Genomic DNA, 24,913 nt, shown 5'->3' on the forward strand with positions numbered 1-24,913 from the left:
GCGCGCCTTGCACCGCCGCATGGCGCAGCAATCTCCTGCGCCGCCGTCCAAGTCATATTCACCTGGGTGATGTGAAACATCACCAGCGTTCCATTGACTGATATTGCTGCAGAGCGAATGATCGGTTCCCAGGCGCTGGGTGCATCCGCACCGGCCCCGAAAGACTGATTGATTGACTGATCAACTCGTGATGACAAAAAACAAAGGAGACGCCCATGCATGAATGCCCCGTCACCGTGTTCCCGCAGCAGATCCGCTGGGAGACGGAAGGCACCAGCCGCATTCCCTTTCAGGCCTATACCGATGAGGCGCTGTACCGCAAGGAGCTGGACCGTTTGTTCTACAACGGGCACTGGTGCTATGTGGGCCTGGAGGCAGAGATTCCCAACGCGGGGGATTTCAAGCGCACGGTGATCGGCGAGCGTTCGGTGCTGCTGGTGCGTGACAAGGATGCTTCTATCCATGTGGTGGAAAACGTCTGCGCCCATCGGGGCATGGCGTTTTGCCGCGAGCGGCATGGCAACCGCGAGAGCCTGACCTGCCCGTACCACCAGTGGAACTACACCCTGTCGGGCGACTTGCAGGGTGTGCCGTTTCGGCGCGGCGTGAAGCAGGATGGCAAGGTCAATGGCGGCATGCCTGCGGATTTCAACCCGGCAGAGCATGGGCTGACCAAGCTCAAGGTGGCCACCCGTGGCGGCGTGGTGTTTGCGTCGTTTGACCACGGCGTGGAGCCGCTGGAGGAGTTTTTGGGCCCCACCATCCTGGGCTACTTTGACCGGCTGTTCAATGGCCGCAAGCTCACCATCCTGGGCTACAACCGCCAGCGTATTCCGGGCAACTGGAAGCTGATGCAAGAGAACATCAAGGACCCGTACCACCCCGGCCTGCTGCACACCTGGTTCGTTACCTTTGGGCTCTGGCGTGCAGACAACAAGTCGCAATTGCTGATGGATGCGCAGCACCGCCATGCGGCCATGGTGTCCACACGCGGCGCGGCGGGCAAGGCGGCGGATGTGACGCAGGTATCCAGCTTCAAGGCGGGCATGGAGCTGAACGACCCGCGCTTTCTCGACATTGCGCAGGAGGACTGGTGGGCGGGGCCACCCCCGGTAGCCAGCGGGGAGGGTGCAGCGGTGCCCAATGCGCAGGCATCAGTGCCGACGGCGGTGATGATGACCGTGTTCCCCAGCGTGATCTTTCAGCAGCAGGTCAACAGCGTGTCAACGCGCCATATCCAGCCGGATGGAAAAGGCGCTTTTGATTTTGTGTGGACGCATTTCGGCTTTGAGGACGACAGCGAAGAGATGACGCAGCGCCGCCTGCGCCAGGCCAATCTGTTCGGCCCGGCGGGCTTTGTGTCGGCCGACGATGGAGAGGTGATCGAGTGGTCGCAAGAAGGCTTTGAGACCAAGCCCGCGCACCGCACGCTGGCCGAGCTGGGGGGGCGCGATGTGGGCGACACGGACCACATGGTGACCGAGACGCTGATCCGGGGCATGTACGAATACTGGCGCAAGGTGATGGAGGCGGAGGCTTGACCATGGACTTCCAGACCTACTTTGAACTGAACCAGCTCTACGCCCGCTACGCCCGCGCGCTCGACGCGGCGGACTGGGGGGCGTGGCCTGAATTTTTTATCGACCACTGCGTGTACAAGCTGCAGCCGCGAGAGAACCACGAGCGCGGGTTTCCGCTGGCCACACTGGCGTTTGACAGCAAGGGCATGCTGAAAGACCGCGTCTACGGCATTCGCGAGACGTTGTTCCACGACCCCTACTACCAGCGCCATGTGGTGGGTGCGCCGCTGGTGCACAAGGTCGATGCGGATGGCCGCATCCACTGCGAGGCCAACTATGCGGTGCTGCGCACGCGCCTTTCGAAGGAATCGACGGTGTTCAACGTGGGGCGCACGCTGGATGAGGTGGTGCCCACGCCCGAGGGCCTGAAGTTCGCGTCGCGCCTCGTCGTTTACGACAGCGAGATGATCCCCAACTCGCTGATCTACCCCATCTGAGGAGCTGCCATGACGACGATGACGACGAACTGGATTGACGCCGCCGCGCAGGATGATGTGCCGCAGGATGACGTGATCGGCCTGGCCGTGGCCGGGCGCGACATTGCGCTGTATGGCGTGGGCGGCGAGGTGTTTGCCACTGACAACATCTGCACCCACGGCCATGCGCGCCTGTGCGATGGGTTTCTGGAAGGGCACGAGATCGAATGCCCTTTGCACCAGGGCAAGTTTGATGTGCGCAACGGCAAGCCCACCTGTGCGCCGGTGACCGAGCCGCTGCGCAGCTACCCCGTGAAGATCGAGGGCGGCCGCGTGTGGCTGGCCCTGGACTGAGCGCCGCTGAGCACAGCAACCCTCTCAAGGAGACCCCCCCATGACTGCCGAACGACCTGAGGTCGAGGCCGCTGCATTGCCGTATGAAGGCGCAAACGCCCACTCGGCCCACACCATCGTGATCGTCGGTGCGGGCCAGGCGGGCGGCTGGGCGGCGCAAACGCTGCGCAGCGAAGGCTTTGCGGGCCGCGTGGTGCTGGTCGGTAACGAAGCCCACCCGCCGCACGAGCGGCCACCGCTGTCGAAGGCGGTGCTCTCGGGCGCAGCCGCGCCGGAGAGCGCGCGCCTCATGAAGCCCGAGGCCTTTGACGCCCTGGCGGTGCAATGGCGGCCCGGTGTGCAGGTGCACCGCATTGACCGCGCGGCCAAGCAGGTGCTGCTGTCGGATGGCACCGCGCAGCCCTACGACAAGCTCATCCTGTGCACCGGCGGGCGCGCCCGGCGGCTTGCCTTGCCGGGGGCAGACCAGGTGCCGCTGCACACGCTGCGCACCATTGAAGATGCGCAGGCGCTGGCCCCGGCCCTTCGGCCTGGCCGCAGCGTGGTGGTGGTGGGCGGTGGCTGGATCGGCCTGGAGGTAGCGGCCACCGCACGCCAGCAGGGCGCGGAGGTGGTGGTGGTGACGCAAAGCCGCTTGTGCGAGCGCACTGTGCCCGCCGATGTGTCGGCGTATCTGCTGGCGTTGCACCGCGCACAGGGCGTGCGCGTGCTGCTGGGCGCGGGGGTGCGGGGCTTTGCCCGCGCTGCAGATGGCGCAGACGGCGCAGATATTCGCTCGGAGGTCTTGCTGGCCGATGGCAGCGCGCTGGCGTGCGACACCATCGTGCTGGGTGTTGGCCTGGTGCCCAACGATGAGCTGGCGCGCGCGGCGGGCCTGGCTTGCGAAGGTGGCGTGCTGGTCGATGCCCAATGCCGCACGTCCGACCCTGACATCCTGGCCGCAGGCGATGTGGCCGTGGCGCCCAACCCCTGGGCGGGCCGCAGCCTGCGGCTGGAGTCGTGGCAAAACGCGCAGGAGCAGGGCATGGCCGCTGCGCGCTCGGCCCTGGGCCAGACCGTGGACTACCAGCCGCTGCCGTGGTTCTGGTCCGACCAGTACGGCATGAACCTGCAGATCTACGGCATGCCCACGCCTGCGCACCGCGTGGTGCAGCGCGGCGACCCGGCCAGCGGCAGCTTTGTGTGGTTTTACCTGGCGGGTGACGTGGTGCAGGCCGCCGTAGGGGCCAACGCAGCGCGTGACCTGCGCTTTGCCCGCAGGCTGATCGAGCAGCGCAAGTCGGTGAATGCCGAGCAGCTGGCCGACCCGAACACGCCGATGGCAAAGCTGTGAACCCAGCTTGATGCCGCGCAGCACAGAAGCCCGCACCCGCACCCAAGCCCACCTGAACCGACCACGACAACCCGCTAAGGAAACCACCGATGACCGCAACCACGTCAACCACTTACCTCTGGACCCCGCCCCCCGTCTATTCGCTGCCTGTGCGTGGCCGCAGCGAGCGCCTGCCCATCCACCGGCTGTTCTTTGTGGGCCGCAACTACCACGCGCATGCGGTTGAGATGGGGCGTCCGGTGGACAAGGCGGTGGAAGTGCCGTTCTATTTCACCAAGGCACCCTCCACGCTGGTCGAGTCTGGCGCGACCGTGGCCTACCCACCCGGCACCCAGAACTACCACCACGAAATGGAACTGGTGCTGGCCATTGGTGCACCCGGTTTTCGTGTGAGCGAGGCGGATGCGCCCCGCCTTGTCTATGGCTATGCCTGTGGCCTGGACATGACGCGCCGCGACCTGCAACTGGTGGCGCGGGATAAGGGTCGGCCTTGGGACCTGGGCAAGGATGTGGAGCAGTCCTCCGTGGTCTCCGAGATCGTGCCCATGCCGCAGGTGGTGCTGGGTCAGGGCGACCTGGAGGTGTCGGTCAACGGCGCTGTGCGCCAGAAGTCCGACCTGTCCAAGCTGATCTGGAACATCCCCGAGCTAGTTGCCGACCTGTCCAAGTTCTACCACCTGCAGCCGGGTGACCTGATCTTCACCGGCACGCCCGAGGGCGTAGGCCCGGTGCTGGCAGGCGACCGCATCGACGGCCACATTGAGGGCGTGGGCAGCATCGCGCTCCACGTTGGCCCGGCGGAATAAGAAAAACCACATCCAGGAGACAACCTCACCATGACCACCGACCTCACGCCTTCCCCCGTGCGGCTGCATGCCGTTGCGGGCAAGGGCCAGCCCGATCCGACGCCCGAGCTGGAGCAGCTGTACCGGGGCTTTGAGCAAGAGCTGCTGGTACCGCTCTGGACGCAGATTGGCGACCTGATGCCCCGACAGCCCCAATCCAAGGCCGTGCCGCACTTGTGGCGCTGGGACCGCTTGAAGGCCCTGGCCGCACAGGCGGGCGCCATCGTGCCCGTGGGCCGTGGCGGGGAGCGCCGTGCCATTGCCTTGGCCAACCCTGCGCTGGGCGGGCGCCCCTTTGCCACGCCCACGCTGTGGGCCGCCATCCAGTACCTGATGCCCGGCGAAGACGCCCCCGAGCACCGGCACACGCAGCACGCGTTTCGTTTTGTGGTGGAAGGCGAGGGCGTGTGGACCGTGGTCAATGGCGATGCGGTGCGCATGTCGCGGGGCGACTTTCTGCCGCAGGCGGGCTGGAACTGGCATGCCCACCACAACGCTGCCACCGAGCCCATGGCCTGGATCGACGGCCTGGACATTCCGTTCTCGTACTACACCGAGAGCCAGTTCTTTGAAGTGGGGCGCGAGAAGCTCCCGCCCGCCGAGCGCACCACCGCCGAGCGTTCTTATTCAGAAAGGCTGTGGGGCCACCCGGGCCTGCGCCCGGTATCGATGGTGCAGGCCCAGCCCGCCACGCCCTTGCTGGCCTACCGCTGGGTGGATACCGATCGTGCACTGGCCGATCAGCTGGCGCTGGAAGACGAAGGCCAGGCGGGCACGCTGAGCCCCGGGCATGCAGCGGTGCGCTTTACCAACCCCACCACCGGCGCTGATGTGCTGCCCACCATGCGGACCGAAATGCACCGCGTGCGCGCGGGCGGTGCAACGCGGGTGCACCGTGATGTGGGGTCGTCGGTGTTCCAGGTGTTTGACGGCAGCGGCACCGTCACGGTGGGTGAGCGCACCTGGCAGGTGGCGCGGGGCGACTTGTTTGTGGTGCCGTCGTGGCAGCCGTTCTCGGCCCAGGCATCGGCCGCTGGCGCGCTCGACCTGTTCCGCTTCAGCGACGCGCCGATTTTTGAGGCGCTGCACAGCCACCGTGTGCAAGTCACTGTTTGATCCATCACTCACCAGCCGGATTCGGCTTTCATAAAACCAAGGAGACACCCCCCATGCTGACCGCCATTCGTTCACAGATTTTTAGACCCGCCCTGGCGCTTTGCGCGCTGGCCCTTGTGGCCGCCGCGAGCGTGCCCCATGCCGTGGCGCAGACCTTCCCCGCCAAGCCCGTCCGCTCCGTCGCACCGTATTCGCCCGGCAGCGGCCCCGATGCGGTGATGCGCATCCTCAGCGAGCGCTTGTCGCGCAACTGGGGGCAGCAACTTGTCATCGACAACAAGCCGGGTGCCAACGGTTTCATCGCCATCGGCGATGCCAAGCGTGCAACGCCAGACGGCTACACGCTGCTGCAGGTGGACAACACGCACATGGCCCTGCAGCCGCATGTGTTCAAGCAACTGCCCTATGACCCGTTGAAGGACTTTGAGCCAGTGGCGCCGGTGTATTTCACGAACTTCTTTGTGGTGGTGGCGGCCAACTCGCCCTGGAAGGACGTGGGCGATTTGATCAAGGCGGCCAAGGCGGCGCCGGGCGACATCACCTACGGCTCCTGGGGCATCGGCAGCGTGGCCCATGTGGGCGCGGCGAGTCTGGAGGCAGCAACGGGCACGAAGATGATGCATGTGCCGTACAAGGACATGGGCAGCGTTTACACCTCTGTGGCCACGGGCGACATCAAGTGGGCGTTTGGCACGGCGGCGACGGCCGGGCCGATGTTCCAGGCCAAGAAGGTGAAGTTTCTGGCCCTGGCTGCGCCCCAGCGTCTGGCGGGCTTCACCGACATTCCGACCATGGGCGAAGCAGGCGGCCCGGCCGGGTTTGAAGTGAAGACCTGGGTGGGCCTGTTCGCGCCCGCTGGCACGCCGAAGGCCGCCATCGAGAAGATCAATGCCGATGTGGGCAAGGTGCTGGCCACCTCGGAGGTCAAGGAGCGCCTGGCGACTTTCGGGTTTGAGCCTTACATCGGCCCGCCCGCCGAACTCACCAAGGCCATCGAACGCGATTCGCGCACGTTCGGTGAAGTCGTCAAGCGCGCCAAGATTGCCCTGGACTGACACAGGGACGGAAACAGAGACTGAGCATGAAACTTTATTCCTTCTTCCGCAGCGGAACATCCCACCGCTTGCGCATTGCGCTCAACCTCAAGGGGCTGGCCTACGAACAGGTTGCGGTTGACTTGCGGCGCGAGGAGCATCTGGGCGATGCCTTCAAGGCCATCAACCCGCAGCAGTTGGTGCCCGTGCTGGAGGCCGACGAGCGCCTGATGATTCAGTCGCCCGCCATCATCGAGTGGCTCGAAGAGCGCTATCCCACCCCACCGCTGCTGCCCGGCGATGCAGGCGATCGCGCCCAGGTGCGCGCCCTGGCGGCCATCGTGGGCTGCGACATCCATCCCATCAACAACCGCCGCATTCTGGAGGCGCTGGGCCATCGCTTTGGTGCCGACGAGGCGGCCGTGAACGACTGGTGCGGCACCTGGATCAGCGCGGGCTTTGATGCCATTGAGGCGCTGCTGTCGAAGGACCCGCAGCGCGGTGATTTCTGCTTTGGTAGCACCCCCACGCTGGCCGATGTGTACCTGGTTCCGCAGGTGGAGAGCGCGCGCCGCTTCAAGGTGGACTTGTCGCGCTGGCCGCTAATCCATGCAGTTGACGCTGCCTGCGCGCAGCTGGAAGCGTTCCGCAAGGCGGCGCCCAGCGCGCAGCCGGATGCGGGCTGAGCCTGTCGAAGCCCCTCGCGGCGCTTTGACCACGCTGAGTGAGCGGTTCAAGTGGATTCAGACGACTCCAAGAACCTCATTCCGTTTCCAAATCATTCGTGTCTAGGCGCGAAGCCGCAGACAGTGCTGTAGCACGGCAAGGCGAAGCAACAACGACACGGATGATTTGGAGACGGAATCAGTCGCCCTGCATGTAAAAAGCCTCGGCATGGAGGTGCGCCGCCTCCAGGCCTTTGCCCAGCGCCAGCAGTGTGGTGGTCTCCACCATCGGCGGCGATCCGCACAGATACGCCTGCCAGCCTTGCAGGCTCGCGTGGTCCTGCTCGATGGCCTGGGTCACCAGCCCGCGCCGCTGCGTGGCAGAGTCGGCGCCCGAGGCCACCACCACGTGCACCTGCAGGGCCGGGTGCACGCTGCGCAAATGGTCCAGCCACGCCAGGCCATACAGCTCGCGCGGCGAGCGCAGGCCGAAGTACAGGTGAATGGGGTTGCGCATGCCCGCAGCCACTGCGCCGCGCACCACCGACAGCACCGACGCCAGCCCGGTGCCCCCAGCCACGCACAGCATGGGCCCCGTGTGCTGTTGGCGCAGATACGCCGCACCCAGCGGCCCGCTGACCTTGACATTGTCCCCCACCTTCAGCTGCCCGGCGATGTAGCCGCTGACCCGGCCCTGAGGCATGAGTTGCACATGAAACTCCAGCAGCGGTTCGCCCGGCAGGTTTGCCATGGAGTAGGGGCGCACGTGCGTCGGCGTGAACCCCAACTGCATGTACTGGCCTGGCGAGTACGCAATGGGTTTTGCCACCTTGAGCAGCAGGCGCCGGATGTCTGCCGCCAGCGGCTCGATGGCCACCACGGTGGCCTTGGCCACGCGCGCACGGTGCACCACGGCCTCTTCGGGGGCGGGCACTTCGATGGTGCAGGGCTCGGTCACATAGGTCTGGCAGGCCAGCACGGCGCCGTCCACGCCGTCCAGCGGGCGCTGCTGCTCGCGCCCGCCATCGAGCACCTCGCCAGACAGCACCCGGCAGCGGCAGATTCCGCAGCGCCCAGAAAGGCACGAATACGACATCGGAACCTGCGCCGCGCGCAGGGCGTCGAGCAGGTTCACGCCGGGCTCGGCGCGGATCACGCGGTTAAGCGGCTGAACGAGGATGTCCATGGCGGGCTGCGTTCGATTTCATCCAGCCCATTGTGCCCACGAAAGCGCCTGCGAATCACTGGCTGCAATACCATCGCCACTTCATATCACCCGAGCTGATGGAGTGGCGATGGAGCTATCGGATATCGACCTGAACCTGCTGGTGCTGTTTCAGCAACTTATGGTCGAGCGGCGCGTGTCGAAAGTGGCCGACAACCTGGGGCTGACACAGCCTGCGGTCAGCAACGCGCTGGCCAAGCTGCGGCGCATTTTTGGCGACGAGCTTTTCTTGCGCACCTCGGGCGGCATGGTGCCCACGCCTTTTGCCGAACAACTGGGCGAGTCCGTGGGGTATGCGCTGGGCATGATCCACAGCGGGCTGAACCAGCGCACACAGTTCACGCCCGCAACGCTCAAGCGCACCATCACCATTGGCATGACAGACATTGGCGAGATCGTCTTTTTGCCCGCGCTGCTGGAGCGCCTGGGGCGGGAGGCGCCGGGCGTCACGCTGAACACCGTACGCAACAACGCGGCCCATCTGCGCGAAGACATGGAGGCTGGCAAGGTGGACCTGGCCATCGGCCTGCTGCCGCAGCTGAAAGCCGGGTTCTTCCAGCGGCGCTTGTTTCGCCAGCGTTATGTGTGCCTGTTCCGAAAGGGCCACGCGCTGGACCGGCCCAAGCTGCTGTTGTCGGACTACAAAGCGGCAGAGCACCTGGTGATCGTGTCGGCGGGCACGGGGCACGGCAAGGTGGACGAGCTGATCCAGAAGGCCGGCATCGACCGCCTGGTGCGGCTGAGCGTGCCGCACTTTGTGAGCGTGGGCCACATCCTCCAAAGCACGGCGCTGGTGGCGACGGTGCCCGAGCGGCTGGCGCTCAAGCTGGTCGAACCCTTTGGCCTGGTCCTGCGCACGCACCCCGTCAAACTGCCTGACGCGCCCATCAGCGTGTTCTGGCACGCCAAGGTGCACCGCGAACCCGTCAATCAGTGGCTGCGCGGGATGGTGTTTGAGCTGTTTGGGGGCGACGGTACCGTTGGCGGTGGGTTACCGTGATCTGTGGAGCGAGCCAGCGGCGCATGCCAGGTTGCGCCGTTGGCTCTCTTAGAGATTGCTATGTTATCTGTAGCTTGCTTTTCTTGTAGGTAAAGCGGTAGGCCCGGTTTTTATTCAACATTCTGATCGCCACTCCGAGGGGTTGGTGGTTGTCGGTTGGTGGCAGCGTTGTCACCCAACGCTGTTCAATACACCAGCCGCTCCGGCCGCACCTCCTGCAGGATGGTCGTCGCAATCTCTTCAATCGATTTGGTAGTGGTGGACAGCCACCGGATGCCCGCGCGGCGCATCATGGCTTCGGCCTCGGCCACTTCGGCGCGGCAGTTTTCGATGCTGGCGTATTTGGAGTTGGGGCGACGCTCGGCGCGGATCTCGGCCAGGCGGTCGGGGCTGATGGTCAGGCCAAAGATCTTGCTGCGAAACGGCACCAGGGCCGGGGGCAGCTGGCGGCGCTCGAAATCCTCGGGGATCAGGGGGTAGTTGGCGGCTTTCAGGCCACATTGCATGGCCAGGTACAGGCTGGTGGGGGTTTTGCCGCTGCGGCTCACGCCCACCAGGATCACATCGGCCCCCGCCAGGTCGCGGTTGCTCTGGCCGTCGTCATGGGCCAAGCTGAAGTTGATGGCTTCAATGCGGTCCGTGTACTCCTTGCTGCGGCTCACGTCGCTGAAGCGCCCCACGCGGTGGTGCGACTTGATGCCCAGCTCTTCCTCCAGCGGGTGCACAAAGGTGCCGAACATGTCCAGCAGCATGCCTTTGCAGCCCTCCTGGATGACCTTGAGCACGTCCATGTTGACCAGCGTGGTGAAAACGATGGGCTTTTTACCCTCGACCTCTGCAGTGTGGTTGATCTGCCGCACCGCCTGGTGCGCCTTGTCCACGGTGTCAATGAAGGGCAGGCGCACATGGCGCGGCTTCATCTCGAACTGGGCCAGGATGGCGTTGCCGAAGGTTTCGGCGGTGATGCCGGTGCCGTCAGAGACAAAAAATACGGTGCGCGAGTGCATGGAGCCCCTTTTTTTGGATGCGGCTTGCGCCAGCCGGGTGGACACCACAAAGAAGTGGCAATTCCCCGTTTTGCGTCAGTCGCGTGAAAGCGTCAGCCCGTTGCCAGATGCGCGGGCCTACAATTGTCACAATTATCCAATTCTCACCATGCACACCGTCGGCCTACAACCACAACGACAAAGCTGCAGCCTGTGCATGGCCGCTCGCCCATCGCTCTCAGGGGGCAGGCGCGCAGACCCGGTTTCAACTTCTGGAGCTTTCCCATGTCTGCACTTTTCAGCCCGACCGCCCTGGTCGTACCGTTTGAAAACCTGAGAATGACCGATGTCGAGGCAGTTGGCGGTAAAAACGCCAGCCTCGGCGAGATGATCTCCCAGCTGCCGCAGGGTGTGCGCGTGCCCACGGGCTTTGCCACCACCGCCCACGCGTTCCGCGAGTTCCTGGCCTACGACGGCCTGGCCGACCGCATCAGCGCCAAGCTCAAAAGCCTGGATACCGAGGACGTGCGCGCCCTCGCACAGGTCGGTGCCGAGATTCGCGCCATGGTTGAGGCCCAGCCCTTCCCGGCCGACCTGCAAAAGGCCATCGCCGACGAATTTGCCAAGCTGAGTGCTGGCAACCCCGCCGCCTCATTTGCCGTGCGCTCGTCGGCCACGGCGGAGGACCTGCCCGACGCTTCGTTTGCCGGCCAGCAGGAAACCTTCCTGAACGTGGTGGGCATCGACGAAGTCATGCACAAGATGAAGGAAGTGTTTGCGTCGCTGTACAACGACCGCGCCATTTCCTACCGTGTGCACAAGGGCTTCGAGCACGATGTGGTGGCCCTGTCGGCCGGTGTGCAGCGCATGGTGCGCTCCGACCTGGGCGCCGCCGGCGTGATGTTCACCATCGACACCGAATCCGGCTTTGAGGACGTTGTCTTCATCACCAGCAGCTACGGCCTGGGCGAGACGGTGGTGCAGGGCGCCGTGAACCCCGACGAGTTCTACGTGCACAAGCCCATGCTCCAGGCAGGCAAGAAGGCGCTGATCCGCCGCAACCTGGGCAGCAAGCTGATCCAGATGGTGTTCTCCACGCCTGAAGAAAAGGCCGCCAGCGGCAAGCTGGTCAAGACCATTGATGTGCCCACCGAGCAGCGCAACCGCTACTCGCTGACCGACGCCGATGTGGAGCAACTGGCCCGCTACGCGCTGGTGATCGAGCAGCACTACGGCCGCCCCATGGACATCGAGTGGGGCAAGGACGGCACCGACGGCCAGCTCTACATCCTGCAGGCACGGCCTGAAACCGTGAAGAGCCAGGCCAAGGGCCAGGCCGAGCTGCGCTACAAGCTCAAGGGCCAAGGCACCGTGCTGGCCGAGGGCCGCGCCATCGGCCAGAAGATTGGCACCGGCCCCGTGCGCCTGGTGCACAACATTTCCGAGATGGACAAGGTCCAGCCGGGCGATGTGCTGGTCACCGACATGACGGACCCCAACTGGGAGCCCGTGATGAAGCGCGCCAGCGCCATCGTCACCAACCGGGGTGGCCGCACGTGCCACGCCGCCATCATTGCGCGCGAGCTGGGCATCCCGGCCGTGGTGGGCTGCGGTGACGCGACCGAGCGCCTGAAGGATGGCACGCTGGTCACGGTGAGCTGCTCCGAGGGCGACACGGGCAAGATCTACGACGGCCTGCTCGAAACCGAAGTCACCGAAGTGCAGCGCGGCGCGATGCCCCCCATCAAGACCAAGATCATGATGAACGTGGGCAACCCCCAGCTGGCGTTTGATTTTGCCCAGCTGCCCAACGAAGGCGTTGGCCTGGCGCGGCTCGAGTTCATCATCAACAACAACATTGGTGTGCACCCCAAGGCGATCCTGGACTACCCCCAGATCGATGCCGACCTGAAGAAGGCCGTGGAATCCGTGGCCCGTGGCCATGCATCGCCCCGCGCGTTCTACGTGGACAAGGTCGCTGAAGGCGTGGCCACCATCGCCGCCGCCTTCTGGCCCAAGCCCGTCATCGTGCGCCTGTCTGACTTCAAGTCCAACGAGTACCGCAAGCTGATCGGCGGCAGCCGCTACGAGCCCGAGGAAGAAAACCCGATGCTCGGCTTCCGTGGTGCCGCCCGCTACATCAGCGAAGACTTCGGCGAAGCCTTTGCGATGGAATGTGAAGCCTTGAAGCGCGTGCGCAACGACATGGGCCTGACCAACGTGCAGGTGATGGTGCCCTTTGTGCGCACGCTGGGCCAGGCCGAGCGCGTGACCAAGCTGCTGGCAAGCCATGGCCTGCAGCGTGGCAAGGACGACCTCAAGGTCATCATGATGTGCGAGGTGCCCAGCAACGCCATCCTGGCCGAGCGTTTCCTTGAGTTCTTCGACGGCTTCTCCATCGGCTCCAACGACCTGACCCAGCTCACGCTGGGCCTGGACCGTGACTCGGGCCTGGAGCTGCTGGCGCAGGACTTTGACGAACGCGACCCGGCTGTCGAGGCACTGATTCATCAGGCGATCAAGGCCTGCCTGGCCCAGGGCAAGTACATCGGCATCTGCGGCCAGGGCCCCAGCGACCACCCTGACTTTGCGCAGTGGCTGGCCAAGGAGGGCATCTCGTCGATTTCGCTCAACCCCGACAGCGTGATTGCCACCTGGCAGCAACTGGCAGGCTGACGCACCGACCGGGCTGCCATGTGCCAACTGCACCACCCGCCATCGCGTCCGTGATGCCGCGCCAGTGATGCCGTTGCAGCAGCCCGCTACCCGCCCCGCCGACGCCGAGATGGCGGGACCGTTTCCCCCCGACTTGCACGACGTGCGCCACCTGTGGCTCAAAGCAGGTTTGCTCCTGCTGTGGGCCCTGGTGTCGTTTGGTGCCACCTACTTCGCCCGCGACCTGCAGGTACTGGTGGTGGGGGGCTGGCCTCTGGGCTACTGGATTGCGGCGCAGGGCGCGGTGCTGGTGTTCATCGCCATCGTGGTCGCCTACGGCTGGGCCATGAACCACTTTGAGCGGCAGGACCAGCAGCAACGCGAGGCGTTGGAGCTTTCCGCCCCTCCCGCAGAAGACCGCGCCCATGGCTGAGCGCAAGCCAGGCAGCGCCGAGGCGGACCGCGCCTATTTGTGGCGGCTGCACCGCATCCTGGCGCTGTACGTGGCGGGGGTGCTGGGCTTTCTGGCACTGATGACCTGGGCTGAACACCAGGGGCTGTCGCGCCACTGGATCGGCCCGATTTTTCTGTTTCTCACCGTCATGGTGTACGCCGGCATCGGCGTGTACGGCCGCACGACGGACCCTGAGGACTACTACGTGGCAGGGCGGCGCATTCCGCCCATGTACAACGGCATGGCGACGGCGGCCGACTGGATGAGTGCGGCCTCGTTCATCAGTCTGTCGGGCGCGTTGTACCTGCAGGGCTTTTCGGGCACGCCGGGGCAGGCCGGTGGCCTGGCCTATCTGCTGGGGTGGACGGGGGGCTTTTGCCTGGTGGCCATGCTCATTGCACCCCACCTGCGCGCCATGGGCCTGTACACCGTGCCCGACTTTTTTCACGTGCGTTTTGGCGGGCGCTGGCCGCGTGTCATCGCTGCACTGGCGGCCGTGTTGTGCTCGTTCACTTACGTGGTGGCGCAGATCTACGGCGTGGGGCTGATCGCTTCGCGCCTCACGGGCGTGCAGTTCGAGATCGGCATCATGCTGGGCCTGGGGGGGGTGCTGCTGTGCTCGTTCCTGGGCGGCATGCGGGCCATCACCTGGACGCAGGTGGCGCAGTACGTCGTGCTGCTGCTGGCGTTCATGATCCCGGTTTCGTGGCTGGCGTACAAGCAGCTGGGCAACCCGCTGGCGCCATTGGTATATGGCGCGCAGATCAGCAAGATTGCCGACCTGGAGGCGCAGCTGCTCGACTCCCCGGCCGAACACCAGGTGGTGCAGGCTTACCTGCAGCGCGCCAAGGACTTCGAAGCGCGCCTGCAGGATGTGGAGGCCGCCCTGGAGCGTGAACGCGAAAAGGGGCGTGAGCGCATCCGGGCCCTGCGTGCGCAGAACGCTGATGTGGGCCTGATCGTCTCTGCCAGCCGCGAGCTGGCGGCGCTGCCCCGCGATACGGCAGCTGCCCGCGAGCGCTGGACCCGCGAAATGCGCGAGAACTACGAGCGCGCGCGTCCTTTGGGCGGGCTGCCGCCCCACAGCCAGGCCTATGCCGGCGACCCCCACGGCACCCCCGAGGAGCAACGCGACTACGAGCTCACGCGCCGTAATTTTCTGGCGCTGATGTTCTGCCTGATGGTGGGCACCGCCGGGCTGCCCCACCTGTTGACCCGCTACTACACATCGCCCACGGTGTCTGCGGCCCGTGCGTCGGTGGGCTGGTCGCTGTTTTTCATTGCGCTGCTGTACCTCAGTGCGCCCGCGCTGGCCGTGCTGGTGAAGTTCGAGGTCATGCAGAACCTGGTAGGCAGCAGTTTTGAGGCCCTGCCCACCTGGATGGCGCAGTGGGCGCGGGTGGACAGCTCGCTGCTGTCGGTGGAAGACGTGAACGGCGATGGCCTGATCCAGTTTGGTGAGATCCGGCTGGGGGCCGACCTCATCATGCTGGCCACGCCCGAACTGGGTGGGCTGCCGTATGTAGTGTCGGGCCTGGTGGCGGCAGGGGGGCTGGCAGCGGCGCTGTCCACGGCCGACGGCTTGCTGCTCACCATCAGCAATGCGCTCGTGCGCGACCTGTATTTCCAGGACACGCGCCGCCAGGCGTCGCCCGAGCAGCGGGTGATCCTGACCAAGTTCACGCTGCTGGCCGTGGCCTTGTCGGCTGCGTTTGTGGCGGCGCTCAAGCCATCCGAAATCCTGCCCATGGTGTCGGCGTCCTTCTCGCTGGCGGCGTCGGCGTTTGTGCCGGTGATGGTGCTGGGCATCTTCTGGCGGGGCACCACGCGGCAAGGCGCGGTGGCGGGCATGCTGGGCGGGCTGGCCATCACGGTGTACTACATGCTGTCGCATGTGCCCGCCATGCAGGCGCTGCCGCGCTGGCTGCTGGCCGATGGGTTGTGGTTCGGCATCCAGCCCATTTCGGCCGGGGTGTTTGGTGTGCCCTGTGGCCTGCTCGTTACCTTGGTGGTCAGCTGGATCACCCGGCCTGCACCGCCGCTGCCACGCATTCGCTCGGAGATGTGAGGGGTTGGCGCCGCGCGGGGGTTATGTGTAAACCCCGATTTGCAGAGGTGCCAAAACATGGGATTCTGGTTCGCAGGTGATAGCCTTGCGGCGTCCCCCGCGACTGCTCACTACTAGGAGACTCATGGTTCTCGTCAAAACCCCCGCAGGCCAGGAAGCACTCAAGGACCGTCACGGCAGCCTGAGCTCGCGCCAGCGCTCGGCCTTCATTCTTTTTGACGGCAAGCGCACCACGGGGGAGATTTTGGCGGCCACGGCGGCCATGGGCATCACGCAGGACGATGTGCAGGCCATGATCGCCCAGGGGCTGTTGGCGCCGGTGGGTGGGCAGATGACTGCCGCAGTCGTGGGCTCCGTTGCTGCCGGTGCACCCCTTGCCTCCGCCACGCTGGCAGAGGCTCCCGCCACCGATCTGGGCACGGTGGCGTCGCCCGTCGAAGGCTCGGGGCGTTCGCCCATGGAGCGCTACCAGGCGGCGTATCCCATCGCCACGGAGCTGACGGCGGCGCTGGGCTTGCGCGGGTTTCGCTTGAACCTCGCGGTGGAGGGCGCAGGCAGTTTTGAAGACCTGGCAGCACTGGCCCCCAAAATCCGGGAGGCGGTGGGTGATGCCAAGTTCGAGCGGCTGGACAAGGCGCTGTTTGATTGAGGCCCCGGGGTTCCGGACTGGTCTCGACGGATAGGAGCCAGAGGGCTCCACAGCCACAGCCCGTTTGCAAGATGCGCGGGCATGAAAAAAGCGGCCCGAGGGCCGCTTTTGTTTTGCCGATGTAGACCGGAAGGGGGCTGAGATCAGCGGCCCACCTTGAGCAGTTCCACGTCGAACTTGAGCGTGGCGTTCGGGGGGATCACGCCGCCCGCACCGCGCGCACCGTAGCCCAGGGCGGCGGGGATGATCAGCGTGCGCTGGCCGCCGATCTTCATGCCCTGTACGCCTTCGTCCCAGCCCTTGATGACCATGCCGGCGCCCAGTGCAAATTCAAAAGGGTCGTTGCGGTCGCGGCTGGAGTCGAACTTGGCACCTTGCTCACCGTTGTTGTACAGCCAGCCGGTGTAGTGCACCGACACGTTCTGGCCCTTGGTGGCTTCGGCGCCTTCGCCCACGGTGGTGTCTTCGTATTGCAGGCCGGATGCAGTGGTGGTCAGTGCCATGGGAGTTCCTTGTTTGCTATTAAAAATATAGCTTCAAGCGCATGTTTTGAGTGCGCTTGAAGCTATTTTGACCCCTATTTTAACGAAAGCCCCGCGCGGAGGTCCGGCGGGGCTTTTCCCTGCGGGGCAGGGCGAGCAGGGGGAGGGAAGAGGGCTCAGGCCTTCTTGGCGCGGCCTGCGACCCAGCGGGTGGCAAAGGCCTGCACGTCCGACAGGCGCTTGAGCAGGTCAGCGCCCGAGGGGGTGACGGTGTAGCCGTCGCTGCCATGGTCCACAAAACCGGCTTCGCGCAGCTCTTTGATGCGGGTGTTGAGCGTGTTGGGGGTGATGCCACCCACGCTGTCCTGCAGCAGGCGGAACGTCTGGGGGTGGCCGTCCTTCAGGGCCCACAGCACGCGCAGCGCATAGCGGCATTCAAGTTTCTCGAAAAGCTGGTTGATGGAAGCATTTTCTTTGGAGCTCATGGACGCTTCTCCTCGCGCAAGTGTTGGATCTGGATTCAGTGCGGGTGGCCGTCAACCGGGCCCGCTGATGCGCTGAGACTATAGCGCGGAACCCATTTTGCTACAAGTTTAGTAGCTCAGAACGCACAGCACACATGCGCTAGTGGCGAAAAATACAATGTTGCGTATCAAACTGTTGCGACAGGGCCACGGTTTTCGGCCCCTGTCAGCTGCGCCCCAGCCCCGCCAGATGCGCGACCAGCAACTGGGCCGCGGGGGGCAGCCACTGGGCGCTGCGGTAGCAGATGGCAAAGCGCCGCTGGGCCCAGGGGTCGCTCAGCGGGACGATGCGCACCGGTGCCAGCTGGGCAAACGGCTGGGCCACTTCGCGCGGCACCACGCTGATGGCCAGGTTGGCGCGCACCACCCGCAGGGCGGCGTCAAAGTTGGACACCAGCACGCGGTGGGCCAGCATTTTTCCCTCCACCGCAGCGGCACGCGCCAGCAGCACCTGCACTGCACTGAGCGCGGGCATGCTGACGAATTCGTGCTCCAGCACGTCGGCAAACCGCACGCTCTGCAGCTGGGCCACGGGGTGCGACTCGTGTGCCACCACAGCCAGGTGGTCGCTGCGGTAGGCGCTGGTTTCCAGGCCCGACAGGTCGGCTGCGTCCCAGCAGATGCCGATGGACGCGCTGCCGTCGCGCACGCCTTGCACCACGTCCGGGCTCACGCGTTCCTCCAGGCTGATCTGGATGTTGCGGTGTGCCGGGTCTTGCAGAAAGGCCGCCACATCGTCGGCCAGCGACTCGGCCATGACCGAGGCTGTGACCAGCATGCGCACATGGCCCCGCGTGCCGGTGGCGTAGGCCGCCATGTCGCGCTCGATCTGCCCTACGCTGGCCAGCATGGTGCGGGCATGCTCCAGCAGCGTCTCGCCCGCAGGGGTTGGCACCACGCCCCGGCGCTTGCGCAGCAGCAGCGGCGTGCCCACCGTGTCTTCCAGCTGCGCCAGCCGCTTGCTGATGGCCGAGCCCACGATGGACTCCTGCTCGGCCACACGCGCAATGCTGCGCTGTTCGCACACGGCGGCAAAGAGGCGCAGGGTCTGCAAGTCCAGGTCGCGCATGGCAAACCTCCAGGGTTGTGATGTTCCGTTTTGGAATGTTATGGCTTCCGAGATGTATTTTCTGATTCATTCGGGAATTTTTAGAATCTTGCCCAGACCCACCCGAAAGAGACATCCCGTGCACACCTCACCGATCCCATCCGACCTGCAGCCCCCGGTGGCCCGCGCCATCGTCCGCGAAGTCGGCCTGCGCGACGGCCTGCAAAGCATCGCCACGGTGGTGTCCACCGCGCACAAGATCGAATGGATCAACGCTGCCTACGCCGCCGGCCAGCGCGAGATCGAGGTGGGCTCCTTTGTGCCCGCCCGGCTGCTGCCCCAGCTGGCCGACACGGCCGAGGTGCTGGCCCACGCCAAAACGTTGCCCGGCCTGGTGGCCTCGGTGCTGGTGCCCAACATCAAAGGCGCCGAGCGCGCGCTGGAGCAGGGTGCCAACCTGATGATCGTGCCCCTGTCTGCCAGCCACGCCCACAGCCTGGCCAACCTGCGCAAGACCCCCGACGAGGTGGTGGCCGAGGTGGCCCGCATCCGCGCGCTGCGCGACGCGAGCGGCAGCCGCACCTTGATCGAAGGTGGTGTGGGCACGGCCTTTGGCTGCACCCTGCAGGGCGAGGTGGCTGAGAGCGAAGTGCTGCGCCTGATGCAGGCGCTGCTGGATGCGGGCGCCGACCGCGTGAGCCTGGCCGACACCGTGGGCTATGCCGACCCTGCCGCCGTGGCCCGCCTGTTTGGCAAAGCGCGTGCGCTGGTGGGCGACCGCCTGGCCTGCGCGCACTTCCACGACACGCGCGGCATGGGCCTGGCCAACGTCTATGCCGCCTGGCAGGCAGGCATCACGCGCTTTGATGCCTGCCTGGCGGGCATCGGCGGCTGTCCGCACGCGCCGGGCGCCAGCGGCAATGTCACCACCGAAGACCTCGTGTTCATGCTGGAGCGCATGGGCATCGCTACCGGCATCGATGTGACCGCGCTGCTCGCGCTGCGCCAGCGCGTGGCCGGATGGCTGGCGGGCGAGATCCTGCATGGCACCCTCTGGCAGGCCGGGCTGCCGCAGAATGCCGCACCTGCAGCGCTGCGCGAAGCAGCAACGGCCTGAACCCCTTTCTGAACGCTCTGAACATGCACAACACACCCGCCACTCCCTCGTCCCCCCGCCTGCCGCTCGAAGGCCTGCGCGTGGTGGAGTTCACCCACATGGTCATGGGCCCCACCTGCGGCATGGTGCTGGCCGATCTGGGGGCCGAGGTCATCAAGGTCGAGCCGGTGGACGGCGACCGCACGCGCCACCTGCTGGGCGCGGGCGCGGGCTTCTTCCCCATGTTCAACCGCAACAAGAAGAGCATTGCGCTCGACCTGCGCAGCCCCGAGGGCCTGGCGGTGGCGCGCAAGCTGGCCGCATCGGCCGACGTGGTGGCGCAAAACTTCAAGCCCGGCGTGATGACCAAATACGGCCTGGACTATGCCGCGCTGAGCCAGGTCAACCCGCGCCTCATCTACGTCAACCACACCGGCTTCTTGCCCGGCCCGTACGAGCACCGCACGGCGCTGGACGAAGTGGTGCAGATGATGGGCGGCCTGGCCTACATGACCGGACGCCCTGGCGACCCGCTGCGCGCGGGCAGCAGCGTGAACGACATCATGGGCGGCATGTTCGGTGCCATCGGTGCCATGGCGGCGCTGATGCAGCGCGGCATCACCGGGCGCGGGCAGGAGGTGGACTCGGCCCTGTTCGAGAACAACGTGTTCCTGGTCGGCCAGCACATGATGCAGTACGCCGTCACCGGCAAACCGGCCGCGCCCATGCCCGACCGCATCTCGTCCTGGGCCGTGTATGACGTGTTCAGCGTGAAGGACGGCGGGCAGATCTTTTTGGCCGCCGTGAGCGATGCGCAGTGGCAGACCTTCTGCGACGCCATGGGCTATGCCGACCTGAAGGCCGACACCGGCCTGGCCACCAACAACGACCGCGTGCGCGCCCGCCCCACGCTGATGCCGGTGCTGCGCGAGCGGCTGGCGCAGCACACGGCCGACGAACTGGCCGCGATCTTCGAGCGCCACGGCCTGCCGTTTGCCCCCATCCGCCGGCCCGAAGAACTGTTTGACGACCCGCACCTGCAAGCCACGGGGGGCCTCGCCGACATCACGCTGCCCGATGGCGAACGTGCCGGGCAGACCGCGCAGATCACGCTGATGCCGCTGCGCATGGACGGCCAGCGCCTGGATGTGCGCTGCGACCCGCCGCGCCTGGGCCAGCACACGGCCGAGCTGCTGCAGGGCCTGGGCTACACGGCCGATGAAGTGACCGCGCTGCAGGCCACCGGGGCCATTGCCTGATTTTTCCTTGACGACCGGGGCAGCCCACGCGGCGCAGACCGCAGGCCCCGGATTCCAACCCCACTACCGGAGACAACCGTGCCCCAGCCCACCCCTGCTTTTGACATGCACCGCATCGCGCCCGCCCGCCATGGCGTGCTCACGCGCCGCCAGGCGCTGGCCACCGGCGCGGCCGCGCTGGGCGCCGCAGCCTGGGGCCTGCCCCGCATGGCGCGTGCCCAGGGCGACGGCAAGCCGCTGCGCGTGATCCTGCCGCTGTCGGCGGGCTCAGGGGCCGACGGCGCCATCCGCGCCATCAGCACCAGCCTGGCCAAGGCGCTGGGCCAGCCCGTCGTCATCGAGAACCTGCCGGGCGCGGGTGGCATCACCGGCACCACGCAAATCGTGCGCGCACCCAAGGACGGCTCGGTGATCGGCGTGGTGTCCAACAACCACGTGGTCAACCCCAGCGTGTACAAGAACATTCCGTTCGACTCGCTGGCCGACATCACCCCCATCACCATCCTGGGTGCCACGCCGTTTGTGCTGGTCGCGCACCCTGCGGTGCCCGCCAAGACGGTGCAGGAGCTGATCGCGCTGGCCAAGTCCAAACCCGGCGTGCTCAACTATGGCTCGTCGGGCAACGGCACCATCCTGCACCTGGGTGCGGCCATGTTCGTGGACCAGGCCAAGATCGACATCAAGCACATCCCCTACCGGGGTATGGGCCCGCTGATGAACGACATCCTGGGTGGGCAGGTGCAGCTGGGGGTGGTGGCAGTGGCACCGGCGGCTGCGCACATCAAGGCAGGCGCCTTGCGGGCCCTGGGGGTGACCACGGCCACCCGCGTGGCGGCACTGCCGGGCGTGCCCACCATTGCCGAACAAGGCCTGCCAGGCTACGAGCTGGACGGGTGGATCGCCCCCGTGGCGCCTGCGGGCCTGCCCAAAGCCGAGCTGGCGCGGCTGTACAACGGCTTCAAGGCCGCCATGGAGATGCCCGAGGCCCGTGATGCGCTGATTGCGCAGGGCTACGAGATCAAGCTCACGCCGCCCGAGCCGGCCGCCGCCTTCTTCCGCAGCGAAGCAGTGCGCATGGCGCAGGTGGTGAAGAACGCGAACGTGAAGATCGACTGACGCAGCGCAGGGGTCTGCCTGCAGCGTGTTTTCGCGCAGCATCAGGCAGGCTTTGAGGGTTTTCGGGCGCTTGCGCTAGTGCAATATGCCTGAGCGGCTATCTTATTGATAGCATTTGCATGGCCGCCGTGGCCCTGCGCCCGCAGGGCTGCGGTGCCATCGCGGGGGCGGTGTGATGCACAACTGCCTTGCGGCAACCCGCGTCAGGCGCGCGGCGCGGGGAGCGCGGGGTGGGCGGGATGGGCGTGGCGCAGGCGGAACACCTCCACGGCCTCCACCAGTTGCTGCGCTTGCCCGCTCAGGCTGCCTGCAGCAGCGGCGCTTTCTTCGACCAGGGCGGCGTTCTGCTGTGTCGCCTCGTCCATGCGCACGATGGCCTGTGTCACGCGCAGCATGTCGCTGGTCTGTGCGGCGCTGGCCTGGCTGATCTCTTCCATCAGCGCGCTCACACCCTGGATGGACGACACCACCTCGGCCATGGTGGTGCCTGCATTGCGCGCCAGGTCCGAGCCGGCCTGCACGCGCTCCACGCTGGTCTGGATGAGCTGCTTGATCTCGCGTGCGGCGCTGGCGCTGCGGGTGGCGAGGTTGCGCACCTCGCTGGCCACCACGGCAAAGCCCCGGCCCTGTTCACCGGCGCGCGCGGCCTCGACGGCGGCATTGAGCGCGAGGATGTTGGTCTGGAATGCGATGCCGTCGATGACGCCAATGATGTCGGCAATGCGGCGCGAGCTGTCCTGGATGCCCTGCACCACCTCCACCATCTGCGTGACCACGTCACCCCCCCGCTGCGCCACAGTGGCGCCGTTGCGCGCCAGCTCGTTCGCGCGCTGGGCGTTGGAGGCGTTCTGCTGCACGGTGGACTGCAGCTGCTGCATCGACGAGGTGGTTTCGTCCAGCGACGATGCCTGCTCTTCGGTGCGCATGCTCAGGTCGGCATTACCCTGCGCAATTTCGGCGCTGGCGCTGGCCACGCCCTCGGCATTGCTGCGCACGCCAGAGACCACGTTTTCCAGGTTGTCCTGCATGGCGCGCAACGCCTCCAGCAGGCGCGCGGGTTCATCCTTGCCCTCCACCTCGATGCGGGTGGTGAGATCGCCCGCCGCCACCTTGTGCGCCACCGACACCGCCACCCCCAGGGGGCGCACCACCGAGCGGGTGAGCAGCCAGCCCGCGCAGGCGCCCAGCGCCGTGACCAGTGCAAGTGCCACCAGGCTGCTGAACAGTGCGCGCCGGGCGTCCTGCGCGGCCTCCTGGGCAATGGCCGCGCTGCTGGCGGCCACCTGCTGGCTCAGCTCGGTGAGCAGCTTGGCCGGGCCCTGGTCGATGTCGGCCACGTCCGCATCACCCGCCGAGGGCACAAAGCCCAGCGACTGGAACACCTCAAAGCCCTTGCGGTAGCCCTGCGCCATCTGGGCATGGGCCTGGGTGAACTTTTGCAGCGCCGCCTTTTCCTGCGCGTCGGTCAGCTGGGGCTCCAGCGCCTTGGCCGCATCGGCCACCCGTTTTTCACTGGCCTGGAAGGCGTTCCAGTGCAGCTCGCGCTTGCGCGAGTCCTCTCCACGCAGCAGGGTGTTCTTCCACTCCAGCACCTGGGTCTTGAACTCGCTTTCCATGCGGCTCACGGCGCGCTCCTGCGCCACGCGCTGTTGCACCGTGGTGTCGTAGGTGCCGAGCGTTTGGTACAGAGCCGCAATGCCGAACAGCGCGGCCCCCAGCAGCAGGGCCAGCACCAGGCCCAGGGCCGTGGCCATGCGTGCGCCGATGGAGTAGTTGGACATTTTCATCAGAGGCTCCAAAGGTTCTGCAGCAGGCCGGTCGGCTGGTGCTCAGAGGCGCTTGCGGCGGGGGTGTTCAGACCTTCTCAGGCCTTCAGCTTGAGCAGGTACACCATCACGCGGGCGGTCGTGAGGTCCAGTTCCATGAACTCTGCCAAATCCTTGCCGGTGAGCCAAGAGGGTTCCCACCGGTTCTGCTTGAGCGTGCGCAGCCAGGATTCGTGGCGGGTGGCGGCCTCAACGGCGGCCAGCATCTCCGCCGTGCGTGCGGCGGACACGCCCTTGCCGGTGAACACACCGCGCCAGTTCGCCATCACGGCATCCAGCCCTTGTTCGCGGAACGACGGCAGGCCAAAGACGCTGCGGCGCGACGACACGCCCACGGCGCGCAGCTTGCCGCTGGCAATGGCATCGTTGAACTCGCTGTAGCCCGACAAACCCAGGGCCGCGTTGCCCGACAGCACGGCCTCGACCACCTCGGCACCGCCAGGGAAGGGCTTGTAGACCAGCCCCTCCGGGTTGGCCTTGGCGGCGCGGGCCAGCACGCCTGCGTAGATGTGGTCCACACCACCGGCCGAACCGCCGGCAATCGGCACGGCCTTGAGGTCGGCACGCAGCGCATCGGCGAGGTCCTTGGTGGTCTTGATGGGCGAGTTGGCGGCCACTGCGGCCACCAGATAGTCGCTGGTGAGCCGCGCCAGGGGCTGGATCTGTGTCATGTCCACTGCAGGCTTTTGCAGTGCCACGGCGCCCACCATCACCATGCCACCCATCAGCAGCGTGTTGGGGTCGTTGCTGTACTTTTCGGCGTATTTGGCCAGGCCGATGGTGCCCCCCTTGCCGCCGATGTTTTCGTATTCCACCTGGTCCGCAGCGCCGGCTGCGACCATGGCTGCTCCGAGGGCTCGGCCTGTCTGGTCCCAGCCGCCACCGGCATTGGCAGGGATCACGATGCGCACGGTGCCCGCCAGCTTGGCAGGCTTGGCGGCTGCAGGGGCAGGACGGGCTGCTGTCGCAGCGCTCTGCGCCCAGGCGGAGGGGCCGAGCGCAGTCCAGGCCAGGGCGGTCGCAACGGATTGGGCAAGGGCACGGCGGCGGTCGATGGCTGCAGACATGGAAAGTCCTTTGACAAGAGGGAAGGCAGGAAGGGCGTCGGGAACCAGATCTCAGGCCGCTGCGGGAGCGCCCTGACTGGGTTGCTTGCGCGTTGCCACGCCGAAGCAACGCAGT

Annotated in this window: 23 protein-coding genes; 16 read left to right on the plus strand and 7 right to left on the minus strand. The window is 66.1% G+C overall.

What is annotated here, in order from left to right:
• Nucleotides 1-215: 215 nt before the first annotated feature.
• The 8 genes from IB236_RS03585 (at nucleotide 216) to maiA (ending at nucleotide 7,364) form a co-directional block, all read left to right on the plus strand.
• Nucleotides 216-1,541 carry an aromatic ring-hydroxylating dioxygenase subunit alpha gene (locus tag IB236_RS03585; protein WP_192418845.1) on the plus strand — a complete coding sequence of 442 codons (1,326 nt, stop codon included), beginning with the start codon at nucleotides 216-218 and terminating at the stop codon, nucleotides 1,539-1,541.
• A gap of 2 nt (nucleotides 1,542-1,543) precedes the next feature.
• On the plus strand, nucleotides 1,544-2,017 hold the full coding sequence (locus IB236_RS03590; protein WP_146869796.1) for an aromatic-ring-hydroxylating dioxygenase subunit beta: 474 nt from the start codon (nucleotides 1,544-1,546) through the stop codon (nucleotides 2,015-2,017).
• A gap of 9 nt (nucleotides 2,018-2,026) precedes the next feature.
• Nucleotides 2,027-2,350, plus strand: coding sequence for a non-heme iron oxygenase ferredoxin subunit (locus tag IB236_RS03595; protein ID WP_146869788.1), 324 nt, complete (start codon nucleotides 2,027-2,029; stop codon nucleotides 2,348-2,350).
• Nucleotides 2,351-2,390: 40 nt separating this feature from the next.
• A complete protein-coding gene (locus IB236_RS03600) occupies nucleotides 2,391-3,683 on the plus strand; it encodes an NAD(P)/FAD-dependent oxidoreductase (RefSeq protein WP_192418847.1) in 1,293 nt (430 codons plus the stop codon).
• 89 nt (nucleotides 3,684-3,772) lie between these two features.
• Nucleotides 3,773-4,489, plus strand: coding sequence for a fumarylacetoacetate hydrolase family protein (locus tag IB236_RS03605; protein ID WP_192418849.1), 717 nt, complete (start codon nucleotides 3,773-3,775; stop codon nucleotides 4,487-4,489).
• Between the two features lie 30 nt (nucleotides 4,490-4,519).
• Nucleotides 4,520-5,644, plus strand: coding sequence for a cupin domain-containing protein (locus IB236_RS03610; RefSeq protein ID WP_192418851.1), 1,125 nt, complete (start codon nucleotides 4,520-4,522; stop codon nucleotides 5,642-5,644).
• Nucleotides 5,645-5,697: 53 nt separating this feature from the next.
• The gene (locus IB236_RS03615; RefSeq protein ID WP_192418853.1) at nucleotides 5,698-6,699 is read left to right on the plus strand and encodes a tripartite tricarboxylate transporter substrate binding protein; all 1,002 of its coding nucleotides are present in this window, start codon (nucleotides 5,698-5,700) and stop codon (nucleotides 6,697-6,699) included.
• A 26-nt stretch (nucleotides 6,700-6,725) separates the two neighbouring features.
• The gene (gene maiA, locus IB236_RS03620; protein ID WP_192418855.1) at nucleotides 6,726-7,364 is read left to right on the plus strand and encodes a maleylacetoacetate isomerase; all 639 of its coding nucleotides are present in this window, start codon (nucleotides 6,726-6,728) and stop codon (nucleotides 7,362-7,364) included.
• A 178-nt stretch (nucleotides 7,365-7,542) separates the two neighbouring features.
• On the opposite strand, the gene IB236_RS03625 is transcribed toward maiA, so the two are convergent.
• Nucleotides 7,543-8,529 (minus strand): 2Fe-2S iron-sulfur cluster-binding protein, encoded by a 987-nt coding sequence (locus IB236_RS03625; protein ID WP_192418857.1) that lies wholly within the window; start codon nucleotides 8,527-8,529, stop codon nucleotides 7,543-7,545.
• A 109-nt stretch (nucleotides 8,530-8,638) separates the two neighbouring features.
• Between IB236_RS03625 and IB236_RS03630 the strand changes: the two genes are divergently transcribed.
• A complete protein-coding gene (locus IB236_RS03630) occupies nucleotides 8,639-9,568 on the plus strand; it encodes a LysR family transcriptional regulator (RefSeq protein WP_056061881.1) in 930 nt (309 codons plus the stop codon).
• A 185-nt stretch (nucleotides 9,569-9,753) separates the two neighbouring features.
• Here IB236_RS03630 and IB236_RS03635 read toward each other — a convergent pair whose 3' ends face one another.
• Nucleotides 9,754-10,575 (minus strand): pyruvate, water dikinase regulatory protein, encoded by an 822-nt coding sequence (locus IB236_RS03635; RefSeq protein WP_056061884.1) that lies wholly within the window; start codon nucleotides 10,573-10,575, stop codon nucleotides 9,754-9,756.
• Nucleotides 10,576-10,839: 264 nt separating this feature from the next.
• On the opposite strand from IB236_RS03635, the gene ppsA reads away from it, so the two are divergent.
• The 4 genes from ppsA to IB236_RS03655 all read left to right on the plus strand — a co-directional run bounded on the left by ppsA (nucleotide 10,840) and on the right by IB236_RS03655 (nucleotide 16,380).
• Nucleotides 10,840-13,230 carry a phosphoenolpyruvate synthase gene (ppsA, locus tag IB236_RS03640; protein ID WP_056061886.1) on the plus strand — a complete coding sequence of 797 codons (2,391 nt, stop codon included), beginning with the start codon at nucleotides 10,840-10,842 and terminating at the stop codon, nucleotides 13,228-13,230.
• Nucleotides 13,231-13,297: 67 nt separating this feature from the next.
• The gene (locus IB236_RS03645) at nucleotides 13,298-13,642 is read left to right on the plus strand and encodes a DUF4212 domain-containing protein (protein ID WP_056061890.1); all 345 of its coding nucleotides are present in this window, start codon (nucleotides 13,298-13,300) and stop codon (nucleotides 13,640-13,642) included.
• Nucleotides 13,635-15,731, plus strand: a complete 2,097-nt coding sequence (locus tag IB236_RS03650) for a VC_2705 family sodium/solute symporter (RefSeq protein WP_192418859.1) — start codon at nucleotides 13,635-13,637, stop codon at nucleotides 15,729-15,731. The genes IB236_RS03645 and IB236_RS03650 overlap by 8 nt, the downstream gene beginning before the upstream one ends.
• A gap of 124 nt (nucleotides 15,732-15,855) precedes the next feature.
• Nucleotides 15,856-16,380, plus strand: a complete 525-nt coding sequence (locus IB236_RS03655) for a hypothetical protein (protein ID WP_056061895.1) — start codon at nucleotides 15,856-15,858, stop codon at nucleotides 16,378-16,380.
• 143 nt (nucleotides 16,381-16,523) lie between these two features.
• Here IB236_RS03655 and IB236_RS03660 read toward each other — a convergent pair whose 3' ends face one another.
• The 3 genes from IB236_RS03660 to IB236_RS03670 all read right to left on the minus strand — a co-directional run bounded on the left by IB236_RS03660 (nucleotide 16,524) and on the right by IB236_RS03670 (nucleotide 18,455).
• Nucleotides 16,524-16,883, minus strand: a complete 360-nt coding sequence (locus IB236_RS03660) for an FKBP-type peptidyl-prolyl cis-trans isomerase (RefSeq protein WP_056061897.1) — start codon at nucleotides 16,881-16,883, stop codon at nucleotides 16,524-16,526.
• 155 nt (nucleotides 16,884-17,038) lie between these two features.
• The gene (locus IB236_RS03665) at nucleotides 17,039-17,347 is read right to left on the minus strand and encodes a helix-turn-helix domain-containing protein (protein WP_015013381.1); all 309 of its coding nucleotides are present in this window, start codon (nucleotides 17,345-17,347) and stop codon (nucleotides 17,039-17,041) included.
• Nucleotides 17,348-17,552: 205 nt separating this feature from the next.
• On the minus strand, nucleotides 17,553-18,455 hold the full coding sequence (locus IB236_RS03670; protein ID WP_099729820.1) for a LysR family transcriptional regulator: 903 nt from the start codon (nucleotides 18,453-18,455) through the stop codon (nucleotides 17,553-17,555).
• Between the two features lie 118 nt (nucleotides 18,456-18,573).
• Here IB236_RS03670 and IB236_RS03675 point away from each other — a divergent pair, with 118 nt between their 5' ends.
• The 3 genes from IB236_RS03675 (at nucleotide 18,574) to IB236_RS03685 (ending at nucleotide 21,905) form a co-directional block, all read left to right on the plus strand.
• Nucleotides 18,574-19,551, plus strand: a complete 978-nt coding sequence (locus tag IB236_RS03675) for a hydroxymethylglutaryl-CoA lyase (protein ID WP_192418861.1) — start codon at nucleotides 18,574-18,576, stop codon at nucleotides 19,549-19,551.
• Between the two features lie 23 nt (nucleotides 19,552-19,574).
• A complete protein-coding gene (locus IB236_RS03680) occupies nucleotides 19,575-20,789 on the plus strand; it encodes a CaiB/BaiF CoA-transferase family protein (protein WP_192418863.1) in 1,215 nt (404 codons plus the stop codon).
• 105 nt (nucleotides 20,790-20,894) lie between these two features.
• Nucleotides 20,895-21,905 carry a tripartite tricarboxylate transporter substrate binding protein gene (locus IB236_RS03685; protein WP_192418975.1) on the plus strand — a complete coding sequence of 337 codons (1,011 nt, stop codon included), beginning with the start codon at nucleotides 20,895-20,897 and terminating at the stop codon, nucleotides 21,903-21,905.
• A 203-nt stretch (nucleotides 21,906-22,108) separates the two neighbouring features.
• Here IB236_RS03685 and IB236_RS03690 read toward each other — a convergent pair whose 3' ends face one another.
• Together IB236_RS03690 and IB236_RS03695 are read right to left on the minus strand one after the other, a co-directional pair.
• Nucleotides 22,109-23,692, minus strand: a complete 1,584-nt coding sequence (locus IB236_RS03690; protein ID WP_192418865.1) for a methyl-accepting chemotaxis protein — start codon at nucleotides 23,690-23,692, stop codon at nucleotides 22,109-22,111.
• Nucleotides 23,693-23,769: 77 nt separating this feature from the next.
• Complete coding sequence (locus IB236_RS03695) at nucleotides 23,770-24,798, minus strand: tripartite tricarboxylate transporter substrate binding protein (RefSeq protein ID WP_108498251.1); 1,029 nt, start codon at nucleotides 24,796-24,798, stop codon at nucleotides 23,770-23,772.
• Between the last annotated feature and the right edge of the window lie 115 nt (nucleotides 24,799-24,913).

Origin of the sequence: Acidovorax sp. ACV02 (assembly GCF_014851475.1) — a bacterium.
Lineage (GTDB): Bacteria > Pseudomonadota > Gammaproteobacteria > Burkholderiales > Burkholderiaceae_C > Acidovorax > Acidovorax delafieldii.